Source organism: Streptomyces chrestomyceticus JCM 4735 (assembly GCF_003865135.1).
In the GTDB taxonomy this organism is placed as follows: domain Bacteria; phylum Actinomycetota; class Actinomycetes; order Streptomycetales; family Streptomycetaceae; genus Streptomyces; species Streptomyces chrestomyceticus.
The window spans coordinates 7,835,867-7,848,300 of sequence record NZ_BHZC01000001.1; the positions used below are offsets into that span (position 1 = coordinate 7,835,867).

Genomic DNA, 12,434 nt, shown 5'->3' on the forward strand with positions numbered 1-12,434 from the left:
CGGCGGCTGCGGGGGCGATCAGCGCACGGGCTCGTCCCACGGGACGACCGTGAAGTCGCCGCGCTCCACCGTCTCGAACGGTGCCGAACTGACGCACCGGGGGAGGTCCTTGGTGGAGGCCGGGCCCGGGGTGGCGGCCCAACTGTAGCCCAGCCGGTCGGCGCGGCCCGGGGAATGGGCGCTGCCGGCCTTGCCGACGTCGTGGACGGAGAAGCCGACCCGCTTGCCCTTGAGCCCCGGAATGTCGGTCGCGGTCACGATCCCGCTGGTCACCGCGACCTTGCCACCGGTCACCAGGCAGTCGATACGGCCCGTGGCCCAGCCGCTCGCCGTCTTGCCGATGTGCCGGAACGCGAAGGTGCCGCGTGCCTTGTCGGGGGTCTCGTCCCGGCGGAAACGCGCGTCGAAGGAGAAGCGGACGTCGTCGCCGTCGGAGCGGCGGAGCTTCGCCGACCCGGTCAGCCGTGGGTCGTCCGGGTTCCAGGCGGTGCTCTGCGCGGTGGCGGAACGGCCCGCCGCCGGAGGGGACACGTCGATAGGGGGCAGGGCGAGCGCCGGACCGGCCGCCCCGGTGGCGAGCAGGACGGCGGCCGAGGTGGCCAGGACGCGAAGACGTCTGCGGGCGGCGCTGCGGGTGCTGTCGGTACGGACGATGCGGACGGAACGCATCATAACGGTCATCTCCCCAACCGGAGTCGCGCTCGTTCGCCCGGCCTTTCCGGGCCCTTCGAACGATGCCGTCCGGCCGCGCGCGCCACATCGGGCCCTGGAGCGAGCCGCGTTCCACCGCGCGGGGGAGCGGGCTGCGACCGGAGGCGTACCCGGGCCGGGGCGCCGTACCACCGTGACCCCACGAGGCCCCGCAGCACCTGCCGCACCGCACGGCGCAACGAATCGCCGTGGCGGCCGGACAACACGCAACGAAACACCCGGCTGCACGCAATGGTGACGCCTTGTACGGGCGGTTCGGCGAACCGTACCGTCTAGGCGTCCCGCCGATCGCCGGGCCGCCGCGGAGCCGAAGGGCCCGGGCCGGCCGGCCGGTCCGTCCAGTCGTGTCCTCCGAGGGGTCCCATGTCGTCGCTGCGCACCGCCCTGCTCCAGAGTTCGGGACGGCCCGGCGATGTCGCGTACAACCTGAAGGCCGTCGAGGACGCGGCGCGCGAGGCGGCGGCGGGCGGTGCCGGGCTGCTGGTCTGCCCGGAGCTGTTCCTGACCGGCTACGCCATCGGCGAGGACCTGCACCGGCTCGCCGAGCCCGCCGACGGCCCGGCCGCCCGGACGGTCGCCCGGATCGCCGACGAGCACGGCATCGCGGTGCTCTACGGCTACCCCGAGCGGGACGGCGCGGCCGTGTACAACACGGCCCAGTTGATCGGCCCCGAGGGGCAGCCGCTGGCGAACTACCGCAAGACCCACCTCTTCGGCTGCTTCGAGCGCGACTGGTTCACCCCGGGGGACGTCCCGGTCGTCCAGGCGGAGCTGGACGGTCTCCGTATCGGCCTGATGATCTGCTACGACGTGGAGTTCCCGGAGAACGTCCGCGCCCACGCGCTGGCCGGCACCGACCTGCTGCTGGTGCCCACCGCCCAGCTCCACCCCTTCCAGTTCGTGGCCGAGTCGCTCGTACCGGTACGGGCCTTCGAGAGCCAGCTCTACATCGCCTACGTCAACCGGGTCGGCCCGGAGGGCGATTTCGAGTTCGTCGGCCTGAGCTGTCTGGCCGGCCCGGACGGGACCGTACGCGCCCGGGCCGGACGCGGTGAGGAGATGGTGTTCGCCGACGTCGACGCCGGTCTCCTCAAGCGGTCGCGGGAGGACAACCCGTACCTCGCCGACCGGCGCCCCGGCCTCTACGGCTCGCTCACCTGACCCCGGAACCGGCCTGACGGACCCCGCAGCGGCGCCACCGCGCCGCTCGCACGCCTGCCCGCGCGCACCCGCACCCCCCTCATGTACCTGCCTGCAAGGAGCCCGAACCGATGACCGTGCCCACCGCCGCCCACCACGCGGACGCCCAGCCGCCCATCACCATGTTCGGCCCGGACTTCCCCTACGCGTACGACGACTTCCTCGCCCACCCGGCGGGCCTCGGCCAGGTGCCCGCGACCGAGCACGGCAAGGAGGTCGCCGTCATCGGCGGTGGCCTGTCCGGCATCATCACGGCCTACGAGCTGATGAAGATGGGCCTCAGGCCCGTCGTCTACGAGGCGGACCAGATAGGCGGCCGGCTGCGCACCGTCGGCTTCGAGGGCTGCGACCCGGGGCTGACCGCGGAGATGGGCGCCATGCGCTTCCCGCCGTCCTCCACCGCCCTCCAGTACTACATCGACCTGGTGGGCCTGGAGACCAAGCCGTTCCCCAACCCGCTCGCGCCCGACACCCCCTCGACCGTCGTCGACCTCAAGGGCGAGTCGCACTACGCGCGCACCGTCGAGGACCTGCCCGAGGTCTACACCCAGGTCATGGACGCCTGGAACGCCTGCCTGGAGGAGGGCGCGGACTTCTCCGACATGAACCGCGCCATCCGCGAGCGCGACGTGCCGCGCATCCGGGAGATCTGGTCACGGCTGGTCGAGAAGCTCGACAACCAGACCTTCTACGGCTACCTCTGCGACTCCAGCGCCTTCAAGTCCTTCCGGCACCGCGAGATCTTCGGCCAGGTCGGCTTCGGCACCGGCGGCTGGGACACCGACTTCCCCAACTCCATCCTGGAGATCCTGCGCGTCGTCTACACCGAGGCCGACGACCACCACCGCGGCATCGTCGGCGGCAGCCAGCAGTTGCCGCTGCGCCTGTGGGAGCGCGAGCCGGAGAAGCTCGTCCACTGGGCGCCGGGTACCTCGCTGTCCTCCCTGCACGACGGCACGCCGCGCCCGGCGGTCACCCGGCTGCACCGCACGGCGGGCAACCGCATCACCGTCACCGACGCGAGCGGCGACATCCGTACGTACGAGGCGGCCGTCTTCACCGCGCAGTCCTGGATGCTGCTGTCGAAGATCGCCTGCGACGACGCGCTGTTCCCCATCGACCACTGGACGGCGATGGAGCGCACCCACTACATGGAGTCCTCCAAGCTGTTCGTGCCGGTCGACCGGCCGTTCTGGCTGGACAAGGACGAGGAGACCGGCCGGGACGTGATGAGCATGACGCTCACCGACCGGATGACCCGGGGCACGTACCTGCTGGACGACGGCCCCGACAAGCCGGCCGTCATCTGCCTCTCCTACACCTGGTGCGACGACAGCCTGAAGTGGCTGCCGCTGAACGCCAACGACCGTATGGAGGTCATGCTCAAGTCGCTCTCGGAGATCTACCCGAAGGTCGACATCAGGAAGCACATCATCGGCAACCCGGTGACCGTCTCCTGGGAGAACGAGCCGTACTTCATGGGCGCGTTCAAGGCCAACCTGCCGGGCCACTACCGCTACCAGCGGCGCCTGTTCACCCACTTCATGCAGGACCGGCTGCCCGAGGACAAGCGCGGTCTCTTCCTCGCGGGGGACGACATCTCCTGGACGGCGGGCTGGGCCGAGGGCGCCGTGCAGACCGCGCTGAACGCGGTCTGGGGCGTGATGACGCAGTTCGGCGGCAGCACGGACCCGGCCAACCCCGGTCCGGGCGACGTGTACGACGAGATCGCGCCGGTCGAGCTGCCGGAGGACTGAGCGCGGACCTTCGCCGCGCGGCCGCGTACGGCATGCCGTACGCGGCCCTCGTCAGCCCAGCGGCGTCAGCAGGCAGCGGCCCACCAGGCCCACGCCCGACCCGAGCCGCTCGGTGAACTCCCGCGCCGTCTCGGGCATGCCGCGCAGGCTCCACAGCACCCGTGCCGCCGCCCACGCGCCGTCCCGGGCCATCTCCAGGCTCCAGGAACCGGCGAGGTGGGTGAGCGGATCGGCGACGTCCAGCAGGTCGGGTCCGGGCATCAGGCTCTCCCGGATGCGTTCCTCCATGCCCGTCAGCAGGTCGCCGACCCGGTCGAAGTCCGACGCGAGGGCGGCCGGTTCGCACTCCAGAGCGCGGCAGGTGTCCACGACGGCCAGCGCCAGGTCGTGGCCGATGTGCGCGTTGATGCCCGCCAGCGCGAACTGCAGCGGCCGTACGCCGGGGTGGCGGCGCAACTGGAACACCGGGCGCCAGCAGGCCGGTACGGTCAGGCCGGCGCCGGCCGCGTCCACCGCGGCGAGGTAGCGGCGGGCGAAGACCGCGTCCAGTTCGCCCGCCGCCGACGGGTCCTGGAAGCCGCCCGTGCCGAGCCGCCGGGCGATCTCCTCGGTGACGGACAGGTAGACCCGGTTGAAGACCGCGATGCCGTCGGCGGGCGGGAGGGTGGCCTCCAGCGCCCGCAGCCGCGCCAGGACCGCGGCCACGGAGGCCGGGGGCGCGGGGGCCTGCGGGGGTACCGTGCCCGGCCGGGCCGGGCGGGCGGCCGTTCCGGTCCGCGGGCCGCCCGGGACCTGCTGAGTCGTCGTCATGCGCACAGCGTGGCAGCCGGGCGGGTACCGGGGTGGCGGCCCGGGGGAGGATGCCCGGATCGGGGTAATACGCGGCGCCCTCTTGCCCGTACGGCGCCGATTTGCCGATCACTGTTCAACCAAAACCCCACCGGCGCTCGGCCGGAGTGATTATTTTCGGCCTCCGACACAGCGGTCCGTCCTGTCAAGGGACCGCTCCCCCTCGGAGGTTGACGATGTCCCGAAGATTCGCCGCAGCCCTGTCCGCCTCGGCCATGACCGTGACCGCACTGGTGGCGGCCGCGGTGCCGGCGCAGGCCGCCCCCGCCGACAAGTCGAAGGTGCTGTCGGGCTGGACGCAGACCGACGCCGGCAGCTACGGCGGCTGGCTCGCGGCCCGCGGCAACCAGGGGAAGTGGGCGGCGTACGCGTTCGACTGGAGCACCGACTACTGCTCCAAGTCGCCCGACAACCCCTTCGGCTTCCCGTTCGAAACGTCCTGCGCGCGCCACGACTTCGGCTACCGCAACTACAAGAAGGCCGGCACCTTCGCCGCGAACAAGCCGCGCCTGGACAGCGCGCTGTACGCGGACCTCAAGCGGGTCTGCGCCAAGTACAGCGGCGCGAAGAAGACCTCGTGCAACGCGCTCGCCTGGACGTACTACGAGGCCGTCAAGAACCTCGGCTGAACCGCGGCCTCACTCCGTCGGCCTCGGCTTCTCCGGCCGGTCCGGGGCCGACGGCTCGCGGGGCGCGTCCTCCTCGTCGTACGCGCTGGTGCCCTCGTCGAGCAGCGGCTCCTGCTGCTTCAGATGGGCGGGGGCCAGGGCGCGCAGCACGTGGTAGCCGGAGAGCACCACGATCGTGCCGAGGGCGATGCCGCCCAGCTCGAAGTTCTCGCTGATCTTCAGGCTGACGCCGCCGATGCCGATGATGACGCCCGCGGCGACCGGCACCAGGTTCAGCGGATTGCGCAGGTCCACCTTGTTGTGCACCCAGATCTGCGCGCCGAGCAGGCCGATCATGCCGTACAGGATGACGGTGATGCCGCCCAGCACACCGCCGGGGATCGCGGCGACCACGGCGCCGAACTTCGGGCACAGGCCGAAGAGCAGCGCGAAACCGGCCGCCGCCCAGTAGGCCGCGGTGGAGTAGACCCGGGTCGCCGCCATCACGCCGATGTTCTCGGAGTACGTGGTGTTGGGCGGGCCGCCGAGCGCGGTGGAGAGCACCGAGCCGACGCCGTCGGCGGAGATCGCGGTGCCCAGCTTGTCGTCGAGCGGGTCGCCGGTCATCTCGCCGACCGCCTTGACGTGCCCGGCGTTCTCGGCGACCAGCGCGATCACCACCGGCAGCGCGACCAGGATGGCGGACCACTGGAAGGACGGCGCGTGGAAGGACGGCAGGCCGATCCACTCGGCCTTGCCGACCCCCGACAGGTCCAAACGCCAGTGGTCGGTGATCTGCCCGGCGCCGTTCGCCGAGTGGATCTTCCCGAAGACCAGGTCCAGGACCCAGGAGATGCCGTACCCGAAGACCAGCCCGAGGAAGATCGCGATCCGGGACCAGAAACCGCGCAGACAGACCACGGCCAGCCCGGTGAAGAGCATGGTCAGCAGCGCCACCCACTGGTCCTGCGGCCAGTACGTGCTCGCCGTCACCGGCGCCAGGTTGAAGCCGATCAGCATCACGACGGCGCCCGTGACCACCGGCGGCATCGCCGCGTGGATGATCCGCGCGCCGAACCGCTGCACCGCCACGCCGACCAGGAAGAGCGCGACGCCGACCACGAGGACCGCGCCGGTCACGGTGGCACTGGTGCCGCCCTGCGCGCGGATCACGGCGGCGACACCGACGAAGGAGAGCGAGCAGCCGAGGTAGGACGGCACCCGGCCGCGGGTCGCCAGCAGGAAGATGACGGTCGAGACGCCCGACATCATGATGGCGAGGTTCGGGTCCAGGCCCATCAGGACCGGGGCGACGAAACTGGCGCCGAACATGGCCACCACGTGCTGCGCGCCGAGGCCCGCGGTCCGCGGCCAGGACAGCCGTTCGTCCGGCCGGACGACGGCTCCGGGGGCGGGGGTGCGCCCGTCGCCGTGCACGGTCCAGCGCACACCGAGGCCCATGAGTGCTCCACTTCTTCACATACGTCGCGGGGGGTGGCCGGGCGAGACACCGGCCGGGTCATGCTACGGCGGCACCGAGCGGACCTGGGGCGACCGGACCGGCGGGCCCGCCGCGCGGCGCTGCCCGCCCCGGCGGCCGGAGCATTTTAAGCAGGCACTTACGATGGCCGGGTTCACTTCTTGAACAGTCAACAGCATCGGACGGGGTCCGCCGTACCTCCGTACGGCCGGGCCGCCGCCCCGCGTACGCCGGCGGCCCGGCCCGCCGCAGAACCAGGAGCACCACCCGTGAGCGTCGAAGCCCTTGAGGCAGCCCCCGCCGTCCCGTACGGCCAGTTGGTCCCCGTCACCGTGCACTTCGACGACCTCGACGCGCTCGGCATGCTCCACAACTCGCGCTACCCGCTGCTCGTCGAGCGCGCCTGGGCCGAGTTCTGGCACGCCCGCGGCTTCGGCTTCGACGGGGACTGGGCGGCGGCCGGTGACATGTGCAACGTCATCAAAGAGATGAAGGTCTCGTACGAGCAGCCGGTCACCCGGCCCGGGTACTACGCCGCCCACCTGTGGGTCGAGCGCCTGGGCCGCACCGGCCTGACGTACGGCTTCCGGCTCTGCTCCGCCGACGGCGAGGTGACCTACGCGCGCGGCCACCGCGTCCTGGTACGCGTCGACCCGCAGGCGCTGCGGCCCACCCCTTGGTCGGACCACGCCCGCGGGATAGCCGCCGAGCTGCTGCACCCGGAGGCGCAGACCGTCTGAGCGCGGCGTGGTCACCCCTCCTCGGCAGAGGGGTGACCAGCCCGCTGCTCAGGAGCGCTCCAGGTCCTCCGTCGGCACGGCGTCGCGCCCGGTGGAGCCCCGGCCCCGTACCCGCAGCACCCCCGCGCCCGCGATCAGCCCGCAGGCCAACGCCGTGACCAGCAGAAACGAGCCGGTCAGCGAGGTCGCCTGGGCGATCGAGCCGATGGCCGACGGGGCGATCAGCCCGGAGGTGTACGTGATGGTGGCGACGCCCGCGATGGCCTGGCTGGGCGCCGGGCCGCTGCGGCCCGCCGCCGCGAACGCCAGCGGCACCACGACGGCGATGCCCAGGCCGACCAGCGCGAAGCCCGCCACGGCCATCGCCGGGTGCCGGGCCAGCACGATCAGGACGCCGCCCGCCGTCGCCAGCACGCCGCTGGCCCGTACGGTGCGCACCGGCCCGAAGCGGGCCACCACCCGGTCGCCCGCCAGCCGGGCGACGGCCATGGTGCACGAGAACGCCGTGGTCGAAGCGGCCGCCAGGCCCGCGTCGGTGCCCAGGACGTCCCGCAGGTAGACCGCCGACCAGTCCAGGCTGGCACCCTCCGCGAAGACCGCGCAGAACCCGATCGCGCCGATGATCAGCGCGGACCTCGGGGGCAGCGCGAAGCGCGGCGGCGGGTGCTCGTCGGGGGTGCTGCGCAGGTCCAGCACACCCCGGCAGGCGACGGCGCCCAGGACGGTCGTCACGGCGGCGGCGACGGCGAGGTGCAGCCGGGCGTCGGTGGCGGCGTGCGCCGCGACGGTCCCGGCCGCCGAGCCGAGCAGGGCACCCACGCTCCACATGCCGTGCAGCCCCGACATGATCGGTCTGCCGAGCCGGTCCTCGGTCTCCACGCCCAGCGCGTTCATCGCCACGTCCGCCATGCCCGAGGTCGCGCCGTACACCAGCAGCGCGCCGCACAGCCCGTACAGGTTGGGGGAGAGGGCGGGCAGCGCGAGCGAGAGCGTCCACAGGGCGAGCAGCGCCCGCAGTGCGGTGCGGGCGCCGAGGTGGTGGCTGATCCGGCCGGCCAGCGGCATGGCGAGGGACGCGCCGATCGCGGGGAAGGCGAGGGCGAGGCCGAGCTGGCCCGCGCTGATCTGGGCGTGGTCCTGGATCCAGGGGACGCGGGTGGCGAAGCTGCCGGTCACCGAGCCGTGCACGAGGAAGACCGCCGCGACGGACCAACGGGCGCGGCGCAGCCGGGCGGGGGAGAAGGGCTGCTCCGGCGGCTTTTCGGGGGGTGCGGCGGGGGCGGGCCCGCGCGTCTCGTCCATGAGCGGGAAACTATCAGGAAGCCTGCCTGATAATAAGGAGAATTCACCGGCCGGTACCGCCGCCACCGCAGCGACCCCCGCACCAGGGGGTCTGGAAGGATCCGGGCATGGATGAGACGCGCGGACCCGCCCCCGCCCGTACCGCCTCGGCCGCCGTACGCACCACCCCGCGCACCGCCTCACCGAGCACCGCGCGGGCCATCAACGACCGCCTGGCCCTCCAGCTCCTCCAGAGCGAGGGCCCGCTGACCGCCGGGGAGCTGAAGGCGCGCACCGGACTGTCCCGGCCGACCGTCGCCGACCTCGTCGAACGCCTCCAGGCCGCCGGACTGATCACGGTGGTCGGCGAGTCGGGCGCCCGGCGCCGCGGGCCCAACGCGCGGTTGTACGGCATCGTCGCCGGCCGCGCCCACCTCGCCGCCGTCGACCTGCGCACGCACGGCGCCACCCTCGCGGTCTCCGACCTGCTCGGCCGGGTGCTGGCCGAGGCGACCGTCCCGGTCGGCCCGGACGCGGACCCCGGCCAGGCGGCGGCGAACGGCGTGGCCACCCTGGAGAAGCTGCTCGGCGAGGCCGGCGCCGGACGGCCGCACGTCGTCGCGGTCGGCGCGCCCGGCCTGGTCGACCCCGCCACCGGGCGGTTCGGCGGTACGGAGTGGGTGCCCGCCTGGCACGCCGCGCTCGTCACGGCGTTCGGCGACCGGCCCGCCGCGCCGGTCCTGCTGGAGAACGAGGTCAACCTCGCCGCCGTCGCCGAACAACGGGACGGCGCCGCGTGCGACCGGGACACCTTCGTCCTGCTCTGGCTGGGCCACGGCACCGGCGCCGCCGTCGTCCTGGACGGCCGGCTGCGGCGCGGCGCCTCCGGTGGCACCGGCGAGATCGGCTTCCTGCCCGTACCGGGCACCGGCGCGCTGCCCACGGCCGCGGGCTGCGACGGCGGCTTCCACTCGCTGGCGGGTTCGGCGGCGGTGTGCCGGCTGGCCGCCGAGCACGGCATCGAGGCGGGGCCGGGGGAGGGCGGGCCCGGCCCCGGAGGCACGGAAGCGACCGGCGCCCCGGCCGCCGAGGCGCTGGTACGCGCCGCCGTCGAGGCGGGCGACACCGGCGCCGCCTTCCTCGACGCGCTGGCCGCCCGGGTCGCCATCGGGGCCGCCGCCGTCTGCGCCGTACTGGACCCCGGCTGCGTCGTACTCGGCGGCGAGACCGGCCGCGCGGGCGGCGACGCGCTGGCCGGGCGGGTCGCCGAGCACCTCGCGCGGATGTCCCCGCTGCGTACCGAGGTACGCGCGGGCACGGTCGGCGGCCGGGCCGTGCTGCGCGGCGCGGTGCTCGCGGCGATGGACGCGGCCCAGGACGATCTGTTCGGGCCCGCGGCCTGAAACAGACGGTCAGAGAGCGCTGGCGGCCGCTCGCTTGCCCGTCGCCCGCCTCCTACCGCCCAGCCTCCACCGCCCCACCGCTCCGCTCCGCCAGGAAGTCCCCGTACCCCACCGTGCCGTCCGCGTGCCCCAGCGCCAGATTCTCGCCCCGCCGCAGCGCCCCGAACAGCCTGCCCGGCACCCACAGCGGTACGAGCACACGCCGCCGCCCGCCGGCGCGCAGGGTGTCCCGTACGAGTTCGCGGGCGCTGCGCGCCTCGGGGCCGCCCAGGTCGGCCACCCGGCCCGCCGGCGCCCCGGACGCCAGCTCGACCAGCCGGGCGGCGACCTCGCGCACGTCCACCGGCTGGAGCCGCACCCCGGCCGGCACCGGCAGCACCGGCAGCCGTGCACCGGCCTTGACCATGCTCAGCACCAGGTCGTGGAACTGCGTGGTGCGCAGGACGGTCCAGCCGAGCCCCGAGTCCTCGATCAGCCGCTCCACGTCGAGCTTCGTGCGGTAGTAGCCCAGCGGGACGCGGTCCACGCCGACGACGGAGATGTAGACCAGATGCCGTACCCCGGCGGCCAGCGCCGCCTGGACGAGCCGTCCGGCCGCCTCGGTGTCACCGCGCGGCGACGAGGCGCAGTGCACCACGGTCTCCACGCCCGCCAGCGCCGGGGCCAGGCCCGAGCCGTCGCGCAGGTCGACCGCGTACGGGTGCAGCCGGGGCCGTTCGGTGCCGGTGTGCGGGTGGCGGCTGAGGCTGCGTACGTCGTGACCGGCGGCGAGCAGCCGGCCGACCACGGCCCGGCCGAGCGTGCCCGTGCCGCCGGTCACCAGAATCGTCGTCATCGCGATCAGTCCTCGGAGTGGGGGAGGGGGCGGCGGCGCGGGGGGGGCGGAGTGCGGTGTCCGCGCCGCTCCCTGTGAGCCACTCCACAGGTCGCCGCCCGCATGGCCGACGATCAGACGTGGCAGACTGAAGCCGTACTGAATTGACATACGCAGCGCACTCCGGGGTCGGTGAAAGTCCGAACCGGCGGTAACAGTCCGCGACCCGGCCGCCTCCAGCGGCCGGTTGAGCAGGTGGAATTCCTGCACCGACGGTTAAAGTCCGGATGGGAGGCAGTGCGCGGCGGGCGAGCAGCGGTACACCGCCGTCGTTGGCGGTCGTCCTCGTGTCCACGAGTGGCGGCCCCCTTTTCGGCCTCGGTGTCCCCGTTGTCCCGTTCCCGTTTTTCCTGTCCTTCGTGACAGCCCCGGAGTCCGTGCCCTGAGTGGCAGGAGGACCCGGTGGCCACCCCAGCCCCCGCGCAGACCGCGGCGATGCGCCGAGCCATCCAGCTTGCCGCCCGCGGCCTCGGGCACACCAGCCCCAATCCCGTCGTCGGCTGTGTCGTCCTGGACGCCGCCGGAAACGTCGCGGGCGAGGGCTGGCACGAGCGGGCCGGCGGTCCGCACGCCGAGGTCAACGCGCTGCGCGAGGCGGGCGAGCGGGCCCGCGGCGGCACCGCCTTCGTCACGCTGGAACCCTGCAACCACACCGGCCGCACCGGCCCCTGCGCCCAGGCCCTCATCGAGGCGGGCGTCGCCCGGGTGCACTACGCCGTCCCGGACCCGAACCCAGCCGCCACCGGCGGCTCCACCACCCTCGCCGAGGCCGGGATCGAGGTCGAGGGCGGCCTGCTCGCCGACGAGGCCGCGGCCGGCAACGAGGCGTGGCTGACCGCCGTACTGCGCCGCCGCCCCTTCGTGCTGTGGAAGTACGCCGCCACCCTCGACGGCCGGATCGCCGCCGCCGACGGCACCAGCCGCTGGATCACCTCGGCCGAGTCCCGCGCCGACGTCCACCGGCTGCGCGCCCAGGCCGACGCGGTGATCGTCGGGTCCGGCACCGCCCGCGCCGACGACCCGCACCTCGCCGCGCGCGTCGCGGGCCTGGCCGACACCGAGGTCAGCCAGCCGCTGCGGGTCGTGATCGACACCGGCGCCGCCGTCGTCAAACCCGGGGCCCGCGTCCTGGACGGCACCGCGCCCACCCTGATCGCGGTCGCCGAGGACGCCGACACCGGCCACCTCGACGGACTCGCCCCCATCGTCCGGCTGCCGCGCTCCGCGGGCGGCACCGGAGTCCACCTGCCCGCCCTGCTCGACGCCCTGTACGAGCGCGACGTCCGGTCGGTGCTCCTGGAGGGCGGCCCGACCCTGGCCGGAGCCTTCCTCGCGGCGCACGCCGTCGACAAGGTCGTCGGCTATCTCGCCCCCGTCCTGCTCGGCGCCGGCCCCGCCGCCCTCGGCGACGCCGGAATCGCCACGATCGGCCAGGCGTTGCGCCTGGAGGTGACCGACACCGCCCGGCTCGGCCCCGACCTGCGCATCACCGCCACCCCAGCCCGCCACACCCTGAACGAGGAGAACTGAC

General features: G+C 73.8%; 11 protein-coding genes and 1 riboswitch. Of the genes, 6 read left to right on the plus strand and 5 right to left on the minus strand.

Annotated elements, in window-relative coordinates; translation table 11 throughout:
• Positions 1-18: 18 nt before the first annotated feature.
• Positions 19-672 (minus strand): hypothetical protein, encoded by a 654-nt coding sequence (locus tag EJG53_RS34395; RefSeq protein WP_244955458.1) that lies wholly within the window; start codon positions 670-672, stop codon positions 19-21.
• Between the two features lie 402 nt (positions 673-1,074).
• Between EJG53_RS34395 and EJG53_RS34400 the strand changes: the two genes are divergently transcribed.
• The gene (locus EJG53_RS34400) at positions 1,075-1,872 is read left to right on the plus strand and encodes a carbon-nitrogen hydrolase family protein (protein ID WP_125048173.1); all 798 of its coding nucleotides are present in this window, start codon (positions 1,075-1,077) and stop codon (positions 1,870-1,872) included.
• Between the two features lie 110 nt (positions 1,873-1,982).
• Entirely contained in the window at positions 1,983-3,668 is a 1,686-nt protein-coding gene (locus tag EJG53_RS34405) for a flavin monoamine oxidase family protein (RefSeq protein ID WP_125048174.1), read from the plus strand.
• Between the two features lie 51 nt (positions 3,669-3,719).
• On the opposite strand, the gene EJG53_RS34410 is transcribed toward EJG53_RS34405, so the two are convergent.
• Positions 3,720-4,478 carry a DUF5995 family protein gene (locus tag EJG53_RS34410; RefSeq protein WP_244955459.1) on the minus strand — a complete coding sequence of 253 codons (759 nt, stop codon included), beginning with the start codon at positions 4,476-4,478 and terminating at the stop codon, positions 3,720-3,722.
• A gap of 215 nt (positions 4,479-4,693) precedes the next feature.
• Here EJG53_RS34410 and EJG53_RS34415 point away from each other — a divergent pair, with 215 nt between their 5' ends.
• The gene (locus EJG53_RS34415) at positions 4,694-5,146 is read left to right on the plus strand and encodes a phospholipase (protein ID WP_125048175.1); all 453 of its coding nucleotides are present in this window, start codon (positions 4,694-4,696) and stop codon (positions 5,144-5,146) included.
• A gap of 9 nt (positions 5,147-5,155) precedes the next feature.
• Here EJG53_RS34415 and EJG53_RS34420 read toward each other — a convergent pair whose 3' ends face one another.
• Entirely contained in the window at positions 5,156-6,586 is a 1,431-nt protein-coding gene (locus EJG53_RS34420) for a uracil-xanthine permease family protein (protein ID WP_125048176.1), read from the minus strand.
• 288 nt (positions 6,587-6,874) lie between these two features.
• Here EJG53_RS34420 and EJG53_RS34425 point away from each other — a divergent pair, with 288 nt between their 5' ends.
• Positions 6,875-7,345, plus strand: a complete 471-nt coding sequence (locus EJG53_RS34425; protein ID WP_125048177.1) for an acyl-CoA thioesterase — start codon at positions 6,875-6,877, stop codon at positions 7,343-7,345.
• A 48-nt stretch (positions 7,346-7,393) separates the two neighbouring features.
• Here EJG53_RS34425 and EJG53_RS34430 read toward each other — a convergent pair whose 3' ends face one another.
• Complete coding sequence (locus tag EJG53_RS34430) at positions 7,394-8,647, minus strand: MFS transporter (protein ID WP_244955460.1); 1,254 nt, start codon at positions 8,645-8,647, stop codon at positions 7,394-7,396.
• 107 nt (positions 8,648-8,754) lie between these two features.
• On the opposite strand from EJG53_RS34430, the gene EJG53_RS34435 reads away from it, so the two are divergent.
• On the plus strand, positions 8,755-10,029 hold the full coding sequence (locus EJG53_RS34435) for an ROK family transcriptional regulator (RefSeq protein ID WP_125048178.1): 1,275 nt from the start codon (positions 8,755-8,757) through the stop codon (positions 10,027-10,029).
• A gap of 52 nt (positions 10,030-10,081) precedes the next feature.
• Here EJG53_RS34435 and EJG53_RS34440 read toward each other — a convergent pair whose 3' ends face one another.
• A complete protein-coding gene (locus EJG53_RS34440) occupies positions 10,082-10,864 on the minus strand; it encodes an SDR family oxidoreductase (RefSeq protein WP_125048179.1) in 783 nt (260 codons plus the stop codon).
• Positions 10,865-11,017: 153 nt separating this feature from the next.
• A riboswitch (FMN riboswitch) is annotated at positions 11,018-11,148 on the plus strand.
• Positions 11,149-11,305: 157 nt separating this feature from the next.
• On the opposite strand from EJG53_RS34440, the gene ribD reads away from it, so the two are divergent.
• The gene (ribD, locus tag EJG53_RS34445; protein ID WP_244955461.1) at positions 11,306-12,433 is read left to right on the plus strand and encodes a bifunctional diaminohydroxyphosphoribosylaminopyrimidine deaminase/5-amino-6-(5-phosphoribosylamino)uracil reductase RibD; all 1,128 of its coding nucleotides are present in this window, start codon (positions 11,306-11,308) and stop codon (positions 12,431-12,433) included.
• Position 12,434: the final 1 nt, after the last annotated feature.